At 59.8% G+C, this 18,602-nt stretch carries 8 protein-coding genes; 4 read left to right on the plus strand and 4 right to left on the minus strand.

Annotated elements, in window-relative coordinates; genetic code table 11:
• Positions 1 to 51 precede the first annotated feature (51 nt).
• From N2601_RS22925 to N2601_RS22940, 4 genes are all read right to left on the minus strand, one after another.
• Positions 52 to 819, minus strand: a complete 768-nt coding sequence (locus N2601_RS22925) for a response regulator transcription factor (RefSeq protein ID WP_104826635.1) — start codon at positions 817 to 819, stop codon at positions 52 to 54.
• A 279-nt stretch (positions 820 to 1,098) separates the two neighbouring features.
• Positions 1,099 to 1,770 (minus strand): Crp/Fnr family transcriptional regulator, encoded by a 672-nt coding sequence (locus N2601_RS22930; protein ID WP_260305042.1) that lies wholly within the window; start codon positions 1,768 to 1,770, stop codon positions 1,099 to 1,101.
• 272 nt (positions 1,771 to 2,042) lie between these two features.
• On the minus strand, positions 2,043 to 3,308 hold the full coding sequence (locus N2601_RS22935; protein WP_260305043.1) for a polysaccharide pyruvyl transferase family protein: 1,266 nt from the start codon (positions 3,306 to 3,308) through the stop codon (positions 2,043 to 2,045).
• Positions 3,305 to 4,741 carry an O-antigen ligase family protein gene (locus N2601_RS22940; protein WP_260305044.1) on the minus strand — a complete coding sequence of 479 codons (1,437 nt, stop codon included), beginning with the start codon at positions 4,739 to 4,741 and terminating at the stop codon, positions 3,305 to 3,307. The genes N2601_RS22935 and N2601_RS22940 overlap by 4 nt, the downstream gene beginning before the upstream one ends.
• 165 nt (positions 4,742 to 4,906) lie before the next feature.
• Between N2601_RS22940 and N2601_RS22945 the strand changes: the two genes are divergently transcribed.
• The 4 genes from N2601_RS22945 to N2601_RS22960 all read left to right on the plus strand — a co-directional run bounded on the left by N2601_RS22945 (position 4,907) and on the right by N2601_RS22960 (position 18,576).
• On the plus strand, positions 4,907 to 5,737 hold the full coding sequence (locus N2601_RS22945) for a glycoside hydrolase family 16 protein (RefSeq protein WP_260305045.1): 831 nt from the start codon (positions 4,907 to 4,909) through the stop codon (positions 5,735 to 5,737).
• A gap of 334 nt (positions 5,738 to 6,071) precedes the next feature.
• Positions 6,072 to 7,985 (plus strand): non-ribosomal peptide synthetase, encoded by a 1,914-nt coding sequence (locus tag N2601_RS22950; RefSeq protein WP_260305046.1) that lies wholly within the window; start codon positions 6,072 to 6,074, stop codon positions 7,983 to 7,985.
• The gene (locus tag N2601_RS22955) at positions 7,982 to 16,102 is read left to right on the plus strand and encodes a non-ribosomal peptide synthetase/type I polyketide synthase (RefSeq protein WP_260305047.1); all 8,121 of its coding nucleotides are present in this window, start codon (positions 7,982 to 7,984) and stop codon (positions 16,100 to 16,102) included. Before N2601_RS22950 ends, N2601_RS22955 begins: the two co-directional genes overlap by 4 nt.
• Entirely contained in the window at positions 16,099 to 18,576 is a 2,478-nt protein-coding gene (locus N2601_RS22960) for a condensation domain-containing protein (protein WP_260305048.1), read from the plus strand. Before N2601_RS22955 ends, N2601_RS22960 begins: the two co-directional genes overlap by 4 nt.
• Positions 18,577 to 18,602: the final 26 nt, after the last annotated feature.

Genomic DNA, 18,602 nt, shown 5'->3' on the forward strand with positions numbered 1-18,602 from the left:
CAGCGCCGCGTTTAAACGGCACCGGCGAAGCTTGTTGGCACGAAGCTGATACTATCTCACGAATTCCCTGATCTTGTAGGCGACTTCCGTCCGGTTCGTCGCATTCAGTTTCTTCATGATATTGCGGATATGTACTTTGACCGTGCTTTCGCAAAGGTCCATTTCATAGGCGATGATCTTGTTGGCCTTGCCGCGCCGAAGAGCTTCGGCGACGACGACTTCACGCGGCGTAAACAGACTGTCGGCGCAGCGTGTTCCGCTGGTTACAGAGGCGATGACCTCCTTGGCAGCGAGAATGCTGCTGGCCGGCACGAACACGCCGCCTGCACGGGCGAGCGCTACGGCTTCGGCGGCGACATTGATTCCGACGCTGGTCGGGATGTAACCGCGAGCGCCGCATTCCAGCGCTTTGAGAAGTTGCGCAAGTTCGTCGCTCTCAGCCCCGACAATAACGGGGCTTGCCTTGAACCTCTCCGCAAGGGCGGAGATCTTATCGCAGACGTCTGCATCCGAAACCTTGCGTCCGCCGATCATGAAAAGAATTGCGGACGGTTCGCTCTGCATACGGCGCTTCTGCCATTCCTCGAATGATCCGACGGTGACGATATTCATGCTTTCGTCATATTCCGTCAGGCTCCGGGACAGGCATTCCCTGTCCAAAGCTCGGGCATCGATTAGGAGAAGATAGTCCTCGCATTCGTCGGTGCTTACCGCGCCTGCCGCGGTGAAAGCCCGCAATGAATCCGACGCGCGGACTGAAATAAGACGGGTTGCTGTTTCTGTCCCAAATTTCTCATTCGCTAAAGACTGCCTGTCCATGGCCGTTACTCCTTACTCCACACTTGGCCTCTATTCTTCAGAATCCATATGAGTAGGTATTATTTCAAAGTAACTGAATAGATATACCGAACCAAACCGATAAATTTCGTGTTGACTCATAGCATTCCTCCTGTCCTTGAAATGTAACTTACCTGATCACAAGAAGGATAATCGCTGATTCTATTTAGTCGGACATTAACATATGTTAATAAAGTCTAAAAATATTCGCCTCACGATTGTTATCGACTTGAAATAACGCGAGCGCGCTCGCGCCGGACTTTAAATCATATGCGGCGTGAAATAGGATTCGTCGAAATCGACGAGTTCCGCGAGCTTGTGGCGGTCGAGAAATTCGACGATGCCATTGCGGAACGACAAAAGTCCGCCCAACCTCATATCCCTGAGGACGCGGTTGATATGTACCGTCGACAGGCCGACGGCATCGCCGATATCGGCTTGCGTCAGCGGGCATTCGAAACCATCGAAGTTCGGCTTTAGCCGCGACGGACCAAGCCGGGTCGCCAGCTCGAGCAGCAGGTGGCCAGTGCGCTCCAGAGCGTCACGGCGGCCGATATTGGCGAGCCGCTCGGACATGCGCGCCTGCCGCCGCATCATCTCGGTGAGTACGATGCGATAGAGTCGCGAAGAAACGTCCAGGGTTGTATGGGAGGTGAAATCCGGGAATTCCATGACGGTGACTTTGGAGAGAGCCTGTACCGTCTCGCGCGCCAGTTCTACCGAAGGAGTGGAGATCATGTCACCACGGAGCGCAAACTCGATGACGATGCGCGTGCCGTTTGGCAGCATCTTGCTGGAAACCGCCCATCCGCTGACGAGAAAAAGAAGACGCGGCGTATCGTCGTCATAATCGTAGATGGTTTCACCGGGAGCATATGTGCGCGGAATGCCGCCCGTCAGTTCTGATTTCTGACGATATAGATCAGGACTCACGGCCTGTTGTAGACGCCCTATGGAAACCTGCGTTGTCATACGTGCCCCCGAACCAAATACCATATCGGGAAGGTTCTCAATAACCTGTCCCTTGAAGGTATATCACGTTACGTATGGCAAGTATATAGCACGCAACTTTCGGCGTGGCTCGTAGTCTATATTGCTTATGTGAATTCTCTTCGAAATCACACGGCGATTAATTTGCCTGTCATATGATTAAAGCATCTAACATCGCTCATTATACATGGTAATTACCCCGGAATTTCTTGGTATTAATTCGATGCCGCCGCGCGATGATCATTTCGTATTACGGACGACATCTCGGCGGCGATATTCTGATCCCTCTGGGTGAGATTCCGACGCATATCGGCAATTCCAGCTTCTGCCTCGGCCATAATCACCCGATGGTGGTGCGATTCGATTCCTTCCGAATCAGCCGCCCTTAACAATCGAGCAATATCAGATACCGACGTCCCGCTGCCGTTGAGGAAGTAGGACTGCCGGCCAACCGATCGGAAGAAGCCCTCGACCTTCTTGTCCCAGCCCAGCCCGACATGAGGAATCCCCAGGGAATAGGCGGCGATACAGGCATGCAGCCGATGGGCAAGGATGACATTGGCCGACCGCAGGATCCGAATCAGCTCTTCCGGCGCGCGTGGACGCGGGGCGAGCTGCAGCGCGCCGGATAGGGCGAGACGGTGCATCAGGACCTCGTCCATTATTCGTTGGGCGAAGATCTGGTCCTCGCTGGCGCCGTTGCAGAACAAGCACACGCGATATCCATCCTGAACCAACAGTCGAATGAGATCCCGATATTCGGCGATGTCCTGCAGCGGAATGGCAGAGGCCTTCTGGCTGGCATGCCGTTGCAGAATGACCGGCTCCGTCACGCACAGGCCGATGATTGGCCGGCGCTTCGGCGACGCTGGACTGCAATCATCACTGACGAGCGTCCGTGCGAGCAATCCTGGATCGTGAACGATCTTCGCTTCCGGTCCATTAGGAAAGTGCCGACGCCAACTGTCTTGGGCGAAGCTGTCGCGCACCGAGAGGTGGACGAGATTGGTCTGCTTCAGCCGACCAAAGAGGCGCGCTGCCGGTGCGGACCAATGGCCGCTGACACCGACTGCATAGATCGCCAATGGCCGATTGTGGCGCCGGACGCTATCAAGCACGGTGCCGACTTTCAGGGGAAAATTGAGATCGTCATCCTGAAAGAGATTGCCGCCGCCAATCACCACCGCATCCGCGGCAGCGATCTTGGCATCCCATCGGCCTCGCAATTTCCGAAGCGAGCGCCCGAGAACATAGCCTACGGCCCAACGCCGTGCGAAGGCGGGCAGCCGGTGCAGCACCTTCAGAGCCTGCTGACGCCGGCCGCTTCCTCCGCTCGTCCCGAAACCTTCCCGTCCAGCGAGATCGATCGTCTCCACCTCGATATGGACGGCTTCCTTGGTCAGCCCAGCCTCGACGCATTGCGCCAAAAGACCGTCTCCAAGATTTTCGCTGTATTTGACGTTGAATACGACAATCTTCACGGCAATCTCCCGACAACACCAATTTGCCGCATGCGCGCCGCCGGCGCGTCGTGCGCGCGAACCAGAGATGGGACCGTGAGGGCGGAGACGCTGCCTGCGAGAATGTAGAACATCAATCCGAGATCATAGACGGTGCCCGACGTGGCCGCGGAAACCAGCACGGTGATGAACCCGGCCTTCGCGGCCCGGGCAACGGCCGCGGCTTCCCGGGATGGCAGGTTCCTCGCCCGGGTATCGGCTTTCAGGATCAGCAGCACGAAGAGCGCAAAGATCAGCGCGCCGGGAATGCCGAGATTGGAAAGCAGCACGAGGCCGAAGCTCGATGCACGCGCGCTGCCCAATCCCGCGCCGAAGCCTTGGGTGTCGATGAATGTCTGATAGGCCATGGAATTCCACATGAAGCGCTCGCGACCGGACTGGCTGTCGGCTTTCGAGAACAGCATCTCGTCGAGGAAGTCGTGCAAGCCGTTGGCAAGATCGGGCATGGCGATCAGAACGAAGAGAATGACAAGCGGCATTGCAGCCATGATGGCGACGATCATCACAGGGCGTCCGGTGCCTGGTTCGTTGCGCGAAGCCAGGAAAGATTGCAGGCAAAGCACCGGCAGGACCAGGCCAAGGCCGACGAGGGCTGTTGCCGATGTCGAGAGGATCAGGGCCACCAGAAGCAGGCCGGCGATAATGCCGGTCGCGCGGGATCTGATGCCGCTTAGCCATAGACTGGCCGTCATCGCAAAAAGCACGAGCGTGAAATCTGCAAAGGCCGACGCTTCAGGAAATGTCCCCGAGATCCGCTTCAGTCCACCTTTCTCGGCGTTGGTCAGCAGCGCATAGTTGGCGGTTCGCACGAAACCGAGAAGGAATTCCGTGTGGCTGAAATACGTAATAATGTCAGCAAGGGCGAAACCGAGATTGACGCTGGCGACCACCAGCATTCCATTGATCAGATTGGTGGGAGTGCCGCCTTTGCGAATGAAGGCGAAAGTGGCCGCAAAGCAGACGAGGCCACCAATCGCATAGACGGATTGGGTGATATTGTTTGACGAAAACTTCAGCGGCACCAGCGAAATGAAGTTGCGCCCGCCTACCGCCCGCTCGACGGTCATCGTCTCCGTCATGCCCTGGAACAGCCGCGGGAAAAAGACGGCTGTTGCCAAGCCGAAGAGGGTCAGCACCAGAAGGCAGAAACCGGGACGCGGCGGCGCCAAGGCAGCAAAAAGCGGTCCTTCGCCATAGGCCAGGAACAAGCGCACGCCGAAGAACAGCAGGAAAAGGCTCGGCACCAGAACCGATGCGCCGCCAAGGCCCGGCACGCTGAAGGCGGCAGCCGCACCGAACACCGTAGACAGGATCATGACGGTAAACGACCATCGAACGGGCGCAGCCAGCATGGCCACGCCGACGACAAACGTTAGTAAACCCATGAAATTCATATGCCGTCCGCTCCGAAATATCGTCTATTTCATCAGGACAAAAACTATCACGGCGCCGGCTGGCTTGTATTTCCGCCGCGCTTAAGCCCTTTGGGGTACCGCATAAACCGAAATGGGTTCTGTACCGGATAGGCGCCGCCGCGTTAGCGTCAGAGTATGGATCACTTGTTCAAACATAGACGACCATGGTCGATCGGCCGCCGCGGATTTCTGCGTGCAGGCTTTGGCGCCACGCTTGCATTGCTCGGCAGCGATCTTGCCGCGCAAGCGGGCGACACGGGAGACGCGCTCGACATCAGCAATATGACGCTGACCTTCGAGGATAATTTCGACAGCCTCAGCGTCTCACCCTGGGGGCCGGGCACCCGCTGGATCGCGCACACACCCTGGAACGGCGATTTCGGCGGCGCGCGCTTTACCGACCCCAAGGGCGATTTCCCCTTCAAGACGGAAGACGGCATGTTGCGCATCACGGCGGCGCGCGACGGCAAGGGCGAGTGGCGCTCCGGTCTGCTCGCTTCGGTCGATGCGAAGGGCAATGGCTTTTCACAGGAATACGGCTATTTCGAAATGCGCGCTCGCTTGCCGGACGGCCCCGGCGTCTGGCCGGCCTTCTGGCTGATCGGCAAGGACCGCTCGAAATCCACGGCCGAAATCGATGTCATCGAATACTATGGCGACAAGCCGGGCGCCTATTCCTCCACCGTGCATGTCTGGCACCGCGGCGGCAAGCATGAGTCCGATTTTTCGCGCATCAATGTCTATGAAACGACAAGCCCGACGGACATGCATACCTACGGCGTAAAGATCGATACCGATTTCATACGCATGTATTTCGACGGCAAATTCGTTTGGAAGACCAAAGTCCTGCCGGAACATCGCCAGCCGATGTATATTCTTTTGAATCTGGGCATCGTCGACAGCGTCACCAAAATGGTCGCCCCGGATCCCTGCTTCATGTTTGTCGACTATGTCAGGGCCTATCAATTCAAATAGGCGCCTGGCCTTGGTGCATTCTCTCTGCAGAGTCGCCTCGTAGTCTGCACTCCTTGATATGCGCGGAAATAAAGAAACTTCCTTTTGAGGCGGGGTGCGTTCGCACGACCCGCCCAATCTTCTTCACCCGTAATGCTTTTGGCCAGCTCGCGGCCGCCTCGGCGGCCTCCTCCGACGAAATGTCTACGTCGGCTAAGGCTTAAGACTTTCGTTGAGGAGGGCAGTCATCCCAATGATCAACTGGTGATTTTCCGGCAGCGTGAAATTCTGCAGGCGACGATAAGGCACAGATATCGTGCCGTCGCAGGCAGCAAACGTAGCCCGGAGCACAGCGATGATCGATTTCGATTCTGAAGAGAAAGCCAATTCTCCCGTAATCATGCATTACGACCGAGACCGCAACCTTCATGACATGGTGCATGAACAGGCGCTGGCCGCGCCGCACGCCACCGCTGTCGTTTTCGGCGATTCGGCACTCAGCTACCGCGAACTTGACCGGCTCTCCGACTCATTGGCGGCCTATCTCGTAAAACTCGGCATCCGCAAGGCCGACATCGTCGGCCTGTTCCTGCCACGCAGCCTCAATGCCATCGTCTGCAAGCTCGCCATTCTCAAGGCCGGCGGCGCCTATCTCCCCCTCGATCCTGCTTTTCCGATCGAGCATCTCGATCACGTCATCGGCGAATGCGAGCCGAAGGTCGTCTTTGTCGATTCGGCCTATGGCGACAAGATCAGCATCGTTCCCAGCATGCGTGGCCGCGTCATCGAGGCGAGCGCCATCATTGCGGAAATGACCATCCGTCCGCCCCAGCCGCGGCCTTCCGTCAAGATCGGCGGCGATGATGTGGCCTATGTCATGTACACCTCCGGTTCGACCGGCCGCCCGAAAGGCACCGCGATCGCGCATCGCAGCATCTCGCGGGTCGTCCTGGATCAGACCTATGTCGAATTTCGGCCGGATGATGTTGTCCTGCACACGGCAACGATCGCCTTCGACGCGGCGACCCTGGAGATCTGGGGAGCATTGCTCAACGGCAGCGTGCTTGTCGGCATGCCGGACACTAGCTTCTCCGTCGCTCGGCTCTGCAACCTCATACGTGAAACCGGCGTCAGCATCATGTTCCTGACGACAGGGCTCTTCAACGTGTTTGCTGATCACGCCGACGGCGACTTGCCGCAGCTTCGCCATGTCCTGTTCGGCGGCGACGTCGGATCGGCGGTTCATGCGCGCCGTTTTCTCGACCGCTTTCCAGGCTGCAAGCTCACAAATGCCTATGGACCGACCGAAACGACGGTTTTCGCGACAGCATTCGAAGTGCCTCCGAATTTTTCCGGGCAGGAATTGCCGATCGGCAGAGCCATCGCGCATACAGGCATTGCCGTTCTCGACGAGGAATTGCGGGAGGTCCCGTACGGGACCGAGGGGCAGTTGGCGATATCGGGCGACGGGCTTGCGATCGGCTATTTCAAACGTCCGGAGATGACCGCGGAGAAGTTCGTGACGATCGGCACGAACAACGGACAAAAGCGGTACTATCTGACCGGCGATCTCGCCGTTCTGCATGCGGACGGCATGGTCGCCTTCAAGGGACGTCGCGACCGGCAGGTCAAGATCAATGGCAAACGTATCGAGCTCGATGAAATCGAGGCCACGCTAAGACGCGATCCGCGCCTTGCCGACGGCATCGTCCTTTGCCACGTCCAAAGCGCGACGCTGAAGCGCATCGTCGCCTACCTGTGCCCCCGTCAGGGGAGCGCAGGTCCCGATTTCGTGCCAAGCGTCATGGCAGCGCTACGCGCGGCACTTCCAGCCTACATGATCCCGAGCGCAGCCGTGGTCGTCGACGCATTTCCGCTGACGCCGGCCGGCAAGGTCGATCGCTCCAAGCTTCAGCCGCCGCCTATGGAGCAGATCGAGATTGCACCTGATGCCATCGCCAAGAGCCAGACGGAGACACTTCTGACAAGGCTTTGGCAGGACGCGCTGGGCACGGGAAAAATCGACCTCGACAGAAACTTCTTCGACCTCGGCGGAACCTCGCTGCAGCTCATGGAAATCCATGCAGGCCTTGAGGCCGAGCTCGAACGTTCCGTCGACGTCGTTGCCTTGTTCAAGCATCCGACGATCCGCGAATTGGCGCGCCACGTCGACGGCAAGGCTTCGGGTTCGGCACGGGCTATCGCCGCCGCCCAGCGCGCAGCTCTTCAGAGAAAGACCATGTCCCAATTCCGCAGGAGTTCTTCATGACGAGAGATTATGAAACCGGTCATGCCAATGGCGATGAGAGTGATTTCGATAGCAATCAGGATTGGGACAATCAGGATTCGGGCGGTATCGCAATTATCGGCATGTCCGGTCGCTTCCCGGGAGCGCCTTCGGTGGAGGCGCTTTGGCAGTTGATTTGCGAAGGGCGGAATGCCTTCTCGCAATTCTCGCCGGAAGAACTCGAAGATGCCTTTACCGACGAGGAGCGCGCGCAGCCGAATTTTGTTCCGGCCCGGCCGCATCTTCGCGATGTCGAGCTGTTCGATGCTGATTTCTTCGGCATGTATCCGCGCGAAGCGGCGCTGACTGACCCGCAGCACAGAGTCTTCCTGGAAATCTGCTGGGAAGCGCTCGAAGATGGCGGCTACGATCCGCAGCGTTACCCGGGAATGATCGGCGTCTTCGCCGGCTCCTCGATGCCGACCTATCTGATCAACAACGTTCTGGGCGATCGCGCCAAGGCGGAGGAATTTACCTCCAACTATCAGATCGGCTGCTTCCAACATCTTGTCGGCGCACTCAACGACACGCTTGCGACACGCATCGCCTATAAATTCAATCTGCGTGGTCCCGCCTTTACGCTGCAATCGGCCTGCTCGACCTCGCTGCTGGCCGTGTCGCAAGCCTGCCAGAACCTGTTGACCTATAGTTGCGACATGGCGCTTGCCGGCGGCGTCTCGATCACCATCCCGCAAAGGCGTGGCTATATTTATCAGGAAGGCGGCATGGCCTCGCCTGATGGCACCTGCCGTCCCTTCGATGCAAACGCTGCCGGGACAGTCTTCGCGAGCGGCGCCGGCGTCGTGCTTCTGAAGCGCCAGGAAGATGCGCTGCGGGATGGCGACCATATCTATGCGGTTATCCGAGGCTATGGCGTCAACAATGATGGCTCCGACAAGGTCGGTTTCGTCGCACCGAGCGTCGAAGGCCAGGCCGAAGCGATTTCGGCAGCCTTTGCCAATGCCGCCGTCTCACCAGCAACCATCGGCTATGTCGAATGCCACGGCACCGCGACGCCGCTCGGCGACCCCATCGAATTCAGCGGTCTCAAGGGTGCTTTTTCGGAGGATCCGCCCGCGCCGGCAAGCTGCGCGCTTGGATCGGTGAAAGGCAATATCGGCCATACGGACGCCGCCGCCGGCGTTACTGGCCTCATCAAGACCGCGCTTGCGTTGGGCAAGGCGAAGATACCGCCCATGCCCAACTACGAGAAACCGAATCCGCGCATCGATCTCGATCACAGCCCCTTCTATATTCCGACCGAGATGATCGATTGGCCGGAAACGGAAGGGCCACGCCGCGCCGGCGTCAGTGCGTTCGGTGTCGGCGGCACGAACATTCACGTTATCGTCGAGGAACCGCCGGTTCGTCACGATGAGCCTGTCGATGAGCAGGAAGGACCATATCTTCTGCCGCTTTCGGCATCCAATCCGGCCGCCCTGTCGGCCATGCGCACTAACCTCGCTGACCATCTCGCCAAGAATCCCGGGCTGCCTCTGGCGCAGGTGGCTCATACGCTGCAGGCCGGCCGGCGTGAGTTCAACTATCGCCTTGCCATTGCCGCCAGCACTACGGAGGAGGCGATCGATCGCCTGACGGCGGAGCGCTATCAGCCGCTCATTGCCTCGGATCAACCGCCCGTCGCCTTCATGTTTCCGGGGCAGGGCGCTCAATATGCCGGCATGGGCGCCGGTCTCTATAGCGCGGAGCCGGAATTCGCCCGCTGGATCGACCGCGGCGCCGAGCTGCTGAAGATGACACTCGGCGTCGATCTGCGCGACTATATCTGCCACACCGGCCCGGTGACGCAGGCTATGGCCGACGAGCAGCGTGAGACGCGCATCGCTCAGCCCTGCCTCTATCTCGTCGAATACGCGCTGGCGCGGCTGTGGTTGAGCCGTGGTGTCAAGCCCTATGCGATGATCGGCCATAGCGTCGGCGAATTCGTCGCCGCAACGCTCGCCAATGTCATCTCCTTCGAAGACGGCTTGCGGCTGGTCGCCAACCGGGGGCGGCTGATGCAGAACCAGCCGCAGGGTGCAATGGTGTCGGTTCGCGCCGATGCCGAAACCGTCGCCATGCATCTGCGGGGCAAGGTCGAGATCGCTGCGATCAATGCGCCGAAACTCTCCGTCATTTCGGGGCCGTTCGAAGATATCGATACAGTCTGCACCGTGCTCGAATCCGCCGGCATTGCCTTCAGCCGGCTGCATACTTCGCATGCCTTCCACTCGGCGATGATGGATGAAGCCGTTATTGCCCTGCGCGAAGAGACGGCAAAGACCACCTATGGCACTGCCACCATGCCGTATATTTCCTGCGTCACTGGCGACTGGCAGACCGGTGAACGCGGAACCTCGCCGGACTATTGGGCAACGCATTGCCGCGACGCAGTTCACTTCGCCGATGGGCTCATGACGCTCTGCCGCGGCCGCAAACCGGTACTGCTTGAAGTCGGCCCCGGCCGAACGCTATCGGTCTTTGCCGCGCAGACGATTGCACGTGACGGTGTTGCCGCCATCGTGCAGTCCTTGCCTGAGCATGACCGCGCCTTTGCCGCTTCCGAGACCCTGGCGGAAGCACATGGCAAACTCTGGATGGCCGGCTACCCGCTGGAATGGCCGGCTCTGCCCGCCAGCGCCCAGCAGCGCCTGGGCCTGCCGACCTATCCGTTCCAGCGCCAGCGTCACTGGATCGACGCTCCGCAATCCTCCCGCCGCGCGGCGAGCCAACCGGCTCTACCCGCTCAAGTTCCTGTGCCCGCTGCCTCTTTCGCAGCCGATGTCAACCTTGTCGATGAGAACAAAGCCATGAACGTCGTAACACCACTCTCCCTTTCCGATCGCGTCCTCACTCTTGAAACCTCCCTGTTGACCTTGCTCAGCGAAATGTCAGGGGAGACGCTGGGGGTTACCGAGCGGGCCGTGACTTTCCTCGAACTCGGTTTCGACTCACTGTTCGTGGGCCAGTTCGCGCAGCGTATCGAGAAGGAATACAAGGTTAAACTCTCCTTCCGTGAGCTGCTCAGCAACATTCCCTCGGTCGCCGATCTGGCACTCCATCTCGACCAGCAGATGCCGCCGGATGCCGTGAAACCAGTCGCGGCACCGGTAGTGGCGCCGGTTGTCGCTCCCGCTGCGCCGGTGGCTGCAGCATCCTCACCAATCGCTATTCCGACGGCACTTCCCGTCGCCCCGATGCCGATGGTGTCTGCTGCGTCGCCGGATTTGGCAGCCGTGCTCCAATCGCAGATCCAGCTCGCACAGTCGCTGTTTGCCCAGCAGTTGGCGATCCTCCAGGGCGGCACGGCGCTCGTCCCGGCCGCCGCTGCGGCGATCCCAGCAGTTGCACCGCCGGTTTCTGTGCCCGTCATCACTCCTGCTGCCGCGCCTGCCGCTCCAGCAGCCGTCAAGCCGGCGTCAGACACAGCGGAGACCGAATTCGGCACGGAGCGTATCAAGCTCTACCGTCCCGGCGCAAAGAGCCTTGCGCCGGAGATAACCAATGCGAAACGGGCCTTCATCGCCGATCTGACCGCCGCCTATGAAGCGAAGAACGCCAAGTCCAAGGCCTTCACCAAGGCCAATCGCCATTGGCTTGCCGACCCGCGCACGGCTTCGGGCTTCCGCGCCGACTGGAAGGAAATGGTCTTCCCGATCGTCTGCGACCATTCCAAGGGCGCACATATTTGGGATGTCGACGGCAACAAATACGTCGATCTAGTCAACGGCTTCGGGCAGACCGCCTTCGGTCACGCCCCGGATTTCGTCATCGATGCGATCAAGGCCCAGGCCGATATCGGCTTCGCCATTGGCCCGCAAACGCCGCTCGCCGGCGAGGTCGCCGGAATGATCGCCGAAGTGACTGGTCATGAGCGCGTCACCTTCTGCAACACCGGTTCGGAAGCCGTCATGGCCGCCATGCGTCTCGCCCGTGCCGTCACCGGCCGTGACCGCATCGTGGTCTTCGCCAATGACTACCACGGCCAGTTCGACGAAGTGCTGGTCAAGGGCCGCAATCGGGCCGACCGGCCGATCGCCTTGCCGATCGCTTCCGGCATCCCGATGGGCTCGGTATCCAACATGACCGTGCTGCGCTACGGCGCACCGGAAAGCCTCGATTTCATCCGCGCCAATGCTGAGGAAATTGCGGCCGTTATCATTGAACCTATCCAAAGCCGCCATCCGGAATTGCAGCCGATCGAATTTGTTCGTGAGCTGCGTGATGTCGCCACTAAGTCTGAATTCGCCCTGGTCTTCGATGAAGTCGTCACCGGCTTCCGCGTCGATCCCGGCGGCATGCAGGCGATCTGGGGCATCAAGGGCGATATGGCGACTTATGGCAAAGTTGTCGGCGGCGGCATGCCGATCGGAGTCTTGGTTGGAAGCGCACGTTTCATGGATGCTCTCGACGGCGGCCACTGGAATTACGGCGATGACTCCGTTCCCATGACCGCCCCGACTTTTTTTGCCGGCACATTCGTACGTCACCCGCTGGTGCTGGCCGCGGCACATGCCGTCCTGCATCACATCAAGGGTGAGGGTGCGGAGCTTTATGGACGCGTCGCCGAACGAACGCAGGCACTCGTCGCCGAAATGAAGGCGGAACTCGCAAGGCGCGGCATTGCCGATGTCGTTCACGGCTATAAGAGCTGGTTCGCCGCCGACTTCAGCAGCCAGGATTCGCTGGGGTCACTGTTCTACGCCCAGATGCGCCTGAACGGCGTCCACATCCAGGAAGGCTATCCATGCTTCCTGACCACGGCCCATAGCGAAGACGATTTCCAGACCATCGCCAAGGCCTTCCGCGACACTCTCGACGCGCTGCAGTCGGTGGGAATCCTCGCCCCTGCCGAAGATAGACCAGCCTCATCGGTTGAAACGAAAGTACCCGTGGTAGCGCGCGCTCCGCGGCCGCAATCCGCACCGTTGACGGAGGCGCAGACGGAAATCTGGCTGGCGGCACAGGCCGGCGACGAAGCCTCGTGCTCGTTCAACGAATCCTTTTCATTGAAGCTCGAAGGCGCTTTCGACGAGAAAGCGTTCCGCAAAGCCATCGATACCGTCGTTGATCGTCATGATGCCTTCCATATCCGTTTTGATCGCAGCGGCCAGTTCTTCCACTTCATTCCGGATTTCAAACTCGATCTGCCGCTGGTCGATGGTGCCAACGAAGCCCATCTGCGTCAGATCATCGAAGATGAGGCGCTGACACCCTTTGATCTCGTGAACGGTCCTCTGGTCCGGGCCAGCATCGTGAAGCTCGGTCACGACAAGCATGTCTTCGTCTTCACGGGCCACCACATCGTCTGCGATGGCTGGTCGATCAACGTGTTCGTCGATGAGTTGTCGACCGCCTATGCTGCCTACCAACAGGGCGACATGCCGCACTTCGAACCGGCTCTGTCCTTCGCCGCCTATTCGACCGACTTCGCACCGAAGCCGGAGAAATCAGGGGCTACGGAGCAATTCTGGCTCGACCAGTTCAAGACGGTTCCCGATCTGCCGGAAATGCCGCTTGATCGGCCGCGCCCGGAATATCGCAGCTTTGCCGGCGGAACCTGCACCGGCTTCATCGGCGAGGAAGTCTATAAGACCCTGAAGAAGGCGGGGGCAAAATCGGGTGCAACGCTGTTCTCCACCCTACTTGCCGCCCTGCAGGTGACGATCTCGCGGCTTTCCGGCCAGGAGGACATCGTCATCGCCATCCCTTCTGCGGGCCAGAGCCTGGTCGGTGACCAGATCCTCGTCGGCCACTGCGTCAACCTCCTGCCGCTGCGTCAGACCGTGACGTCAACAGAATCCTTCGTCACCCACCTGAAGGCAACGCAACAGTTAGTCTTCCAGGCGTTTGAGCATCAGGACTACACCTACGGCACGCTGGTGCGCAAACTCGGGATCAAGCGCGACTCGCGGCGCCTGCCGCTCACCGAAATCCAGTTCAACCTGGAGCGTATGGCCGGCGGCGGCGCCTTCGGCAACCTGAAGCCGACGATCGAGCCGAATGCGAAGGCCTTCTCCAACTTCGACATGTTCTTCAACATGATCGAGGCCGCGGATCACATTCGCATCGATGTCGACTACAATGCCGACGTCTTCGACCGCGCCACCATCGAGCGCTGGATAGGCCATTTCTCGACGCTGGCTGCGGCACTCGCGAAAGATATGGAGCGCAAGGTTTCCGAACTGTCGCTGCTGACGGCGGACGAGAAATCCTGGCTGATCGAAAGCCTCAATCATACGGCAGTGGACTACAATCATGATGAGTTTGCCTTCTCGCTCTTCGCCCGCAAGGCAGCAGAACATCCGCATGCCGTCGCCGCCGAACATGACGGCCATACGATCACCTACGGCGAACTCGAAACCCGCTCCAACCAGCTTGCCCTCTATCTGCAGATGGCGATCCCCGAACCCGGGCAGCGCATCGCGCTTCTCGTCGAGCGCTCGCTGGAAATGATCGTCGCTCTCTTGGCGGTCATGAAAGCCGGGCACACCTATGTGCCCATGGACCCGGCCCATCCCGAGCCGCGGTTGCGTCAGACTCTGGATATCGCCCGCGTCGGCGGCCTGATTTGCGACAGCGACGAGATGGCACGGCTTGCAGCCTCAGGCACGCCGATCATCCGTACCGACAAGGATGCCAAGGCGATCGGCTCGATGACAGGGGCCACCCTGAAGAGCCTGCCGACTGACACCACGGCGCCGGCCTATATCATCTTTACCTCCGGCTCGACCGGCATGCCGAAGGGCGTCGAAGTGTCCCACCGGGCGCTGACGAACTTCCTCCTTTCCATGGCAAAGGAGCCGGGATTCACCGCCAATGACACGCTGATTGCCGTAACGACGATCTCCTTCGATATCGCCGGGCTGGAAATCTACCTGCCGTTGATATCGGGCGGAAAGGTCGTCGTCGCCAACCGGATGCAGGTGCAGGATGGCTTCGCGCTGGTGCGGCTGATCAATGAGCATAATGCGACGGTGCTGCAGGCAACCCCGACGCTCTGGCAGATGCTGACGGAGGCGGGCCTCAAGGAGCGGCCGAATCTGAAGATGCTCTGCGGCGGCGAACCGTTGCCGAAGGAGCTGGCGAAATCGCTGCTGACGATCGGGGGCGAGCTCTGGAACATGTATGGCCCGACGGAGACGACGATCTGGTCTTCGCTGCAGCGGATCACCGATGCGGATCAGCCGATCACCATCGGCCACCCGATCGCCAACACCCAGCTCTATATTCTCGACCAGAACAACAGCATCGCGCCGATTGGCGTAACCGGCGAGCTGCATATCGGCGGCGATGGCTTGGCGAACGGTTATTTCGACCGGCTTGACCTGACCGAGAAAGCCTTCGTGCCGTTCTGCTTCGCCACCGGCAGGCCGAAGAGACTTTACAAAACCGGCGATGTCGGCCGGCGCCTGGCCGACGGGTCGCTGCAACTGCTCGGACGACGCGACCAGCAGATCAAGCTTCGCGGCTTCCGCATCGAACTCGGCGACATCGAAGCCGTCGTCTCCAAAGCCGAAGGCGTTCGCCAATGCGCCGTCGTTGCGGCGGAGAACCAGAAGGGCGACCGCTCTCTCGTCTGCTATGTCGTACCCACGATCAGCGGCATCGAGCTTTCGCCGGCCAATCTTGCCGCACATGCCAAGGCCAATCTTCCCGGCCATATGGTGCCGAGCTTCTGGGTGACTGAAAGCGAGCTGCCGCAGACTGCCAATGGCAAGCTCGACCGGAAGAGCCTGCAGTTGCGCGGCGTGCCGCAGCGCGAGGCTGCAGTCGTCAAGGTTCAACCCAAGACAGAGACGGAGCGGCGGATCCTGACGATCTGGGAGGAGGTGCTGAACCTCGGAGATATCAGCGTCGACGACAATCTCTACGCGCTGGGTGCCGACTCGCTGACTATCTTCCGCATCGCCGCCCGCATGCTCGACACCGGCCTGCCACTGGAGGCGAAGCATCTGCTGCGTCATCCCTCGGTAGCCGAGCTGGCGGCCTTTGCAGACAGCCAAGGGGAGATCAAGGCTGACCCGGCTCAGTTCCACGTTCCATCATTGAAAGACTTCCGTAACGGCGCACGCCGCGGATTGGAGAGGGCAATATGAGTAGTGTTGAAAACAGCCCCGTAGGCCAGGTTGCCGATCTGGAGATCATCGGCGAGTTTCCCTGCACGCAGACGCAATTGCGCTGCTGGATTCTCGACCAGTTGCTCCCCGGCAATCCAGCGCTCAATGTTGCGGTTCGCTGGGAAATTCGAGGCGCGTTCAAAGCCGCGACCATCGAGGCGGCCTTTCGCAAGGTGATCCAGCGTCATGAGATTCTGAGGACGCGATTCATCGAAAGGGAAGGCCGCCCCTTCCAGCAGGCGGTGGACCGGATCGATTTCAAGATGTCGGTGATCGATCTTCGCAGCATGGCGGCCGATCAGCGCCAGACAAGAATCCTGTCGATCGGCGAGGAGACGGCGCAGGCTCCTTTCGACCTTAGCAAGCCCGGGCTCTTTCGAGTCTCGCTGCTGATGGCCGAAAACGACCGCGGGGTTCTCCTCATCACCGCCCACCAGAGCTGCTTCGATGGTTGGTCGATCCGCGTGCTCGGACGGGAAGTGGGGGAAATCGCCGCCGCCATCGATGCCGGCCGGCAGCCTGTACTCCCTGATTTGCCGCTCCAATATGGCGACTATGCTCTCTGGCAGCAGGAATATCTGCAGAGCTACGGTTTCGAGACGGAGAAGACCTTCTGGCGTGAGAAGCTCACCGGCGCGCCTTACTTCGAAGTGACGCCGGACCATCCGCGCGGCCGTGTGAAGACCAATCACGGCAATATTCTCTCCGTCGCGCAGCCTCTCGCCTTCAGCGAGCGCATGGATGCTGCCGCACGCGCTCATCGCGTCTCGCAATACAGCTACGGCGCCGCCATCATCAGCGCCATGTTGCATCGGTTGACGAATGCTGGGACCGTGATGTTCGGCTCGCAGGTGGCAGGCCGCGAACATTCCGATCTTGAAGATCTGATCGGCGTCTTCATCAACAATCTCGTGCTGCGCTTCGATTTTTCTTCCGACATCTCGTTCGCGCAGCATATCCATTCGGTCAGCGAGACGGTGGAGGGGGCGCTGAACCATCAGCGCATGCCGTTCAACAAGCTGGTGGAGCTGATCAACCCGGTCCGCGATCCCTCGCGTAATCCGCTGATCTCCGTGAATTTCAACCTGCAGAAGGCGTTTCTGGAGGATCATCGCTATGGCGGCTTCGAGCTGATCAGCTCACCGTCGCAATCGCCCGGCGTCATCTACGATCTGAGCTTCATCATGATCGGCCGGCCGACGGGCTGGCGCATGTCGATCGAATATAATGCCGATCTCTTCGATGCGCGCACGATCGAAAGCCTGCTGCAGCTCTGGCAGAAGGCGTATGAGGTTGCCCTCGACCATCCCGAGGCAATGCTGTCGTCGCTGACCGTGCCCGAACGGCATGCAGTTGCTGCCGCCAAGGACACATCGGCAACCGAGCTTTCGGCGAGCCAGGCTTCGGCCGACACGCCGGTGGCGAAGAAGATGGCTGCGCTGGCAGCCCTCTGGCAGGACATTCTCCAAGTTCCGCAGGTACGGCCGAAGGACGATTTCTTCGCGCTCGGCGGTCATTCCCTGCTGGCGCTGCGGCTGCTGTCGGCCGTGCGGGACAAATTCAACGTCAAGCCGACGCTGGAACTTCTGTTCAAGGAGCCGACGCTCGAGGGCTTTGCCGCCGCGATCTTCGACACGCCGAAGGCGGAGGAACCCGCCGCCGCGATCGCCAATCCCTGGGAAATGATCACCTGCAAACGCGGCACAGGGCCGGCCTCGGTTTATACGCTCAACCATCCCTTCCTCTATTACCGCCTGGCAAACGAATTGCCGGATAGGGTGTCGGTTCACAACATCAACATGTTCAATACCGATCTCGGAAATCTGGCTGGTATGCGGCTCGAGGATATTGCCCGCTATGCGGTCGATGCCATGCAGATCGATGTCAGCGCCGGGCCTGTTGGCCTCGCCGGGCTCTGCGTCAACGGGACGCTGGCGATGGAGGTAACCCGGCAGTTGCGGGAGAAGGGGGCTGATGTCAGCTTTACCGCCATCATCGATACATGGGCGCCAGGCTACTTCCGCTCGCTGCCGAAAAGGGAGCAGAAACGATGGAACAGGGAGCGGCGCGTCAAACGCCTCGTCTACTTCACGAAGAAGGTATTGTCGGGCCGGATGCCGCTGATCGTGTTCCTCAAGGAGTTCAATTTCTCGCTCGCGCTTCTGAAAATGTTCGGCGTCAAAGCCGGGCAATATTCACCTGACGAAGAGGCCAATGCGGCGGTGACGGATTTGCTGGTGGCGGCTGCGCGCAGCTACAAGCCGGTGCAGAGCAAGGACCCTTCTGTGATACTCTTGCGCAGCCAGGCCAATCATCCCCGCGCTCGCAAGCTGCTGTTCGGCTGGGGCGACGCGGTGGCGGCAGAAACCACCGTTGTCGATATTAAAGGCTGGCATGAGGACTCGGTGGCCGAACTCGCATCGGTCATCTCCAAGAAGTTCGGCGGCGCTTAGGCGCCGCTTCGAAAAATATCCGGCGA

The organism is Rhizobium sp. CB3060 (genome assembly GCF_025200735.1).
Classification (GTDB): Bacteria; Pseudomonadota; Alphaproteobacteria; order Rhizobiales; family Rhizobiaceae; genus Rhizobium.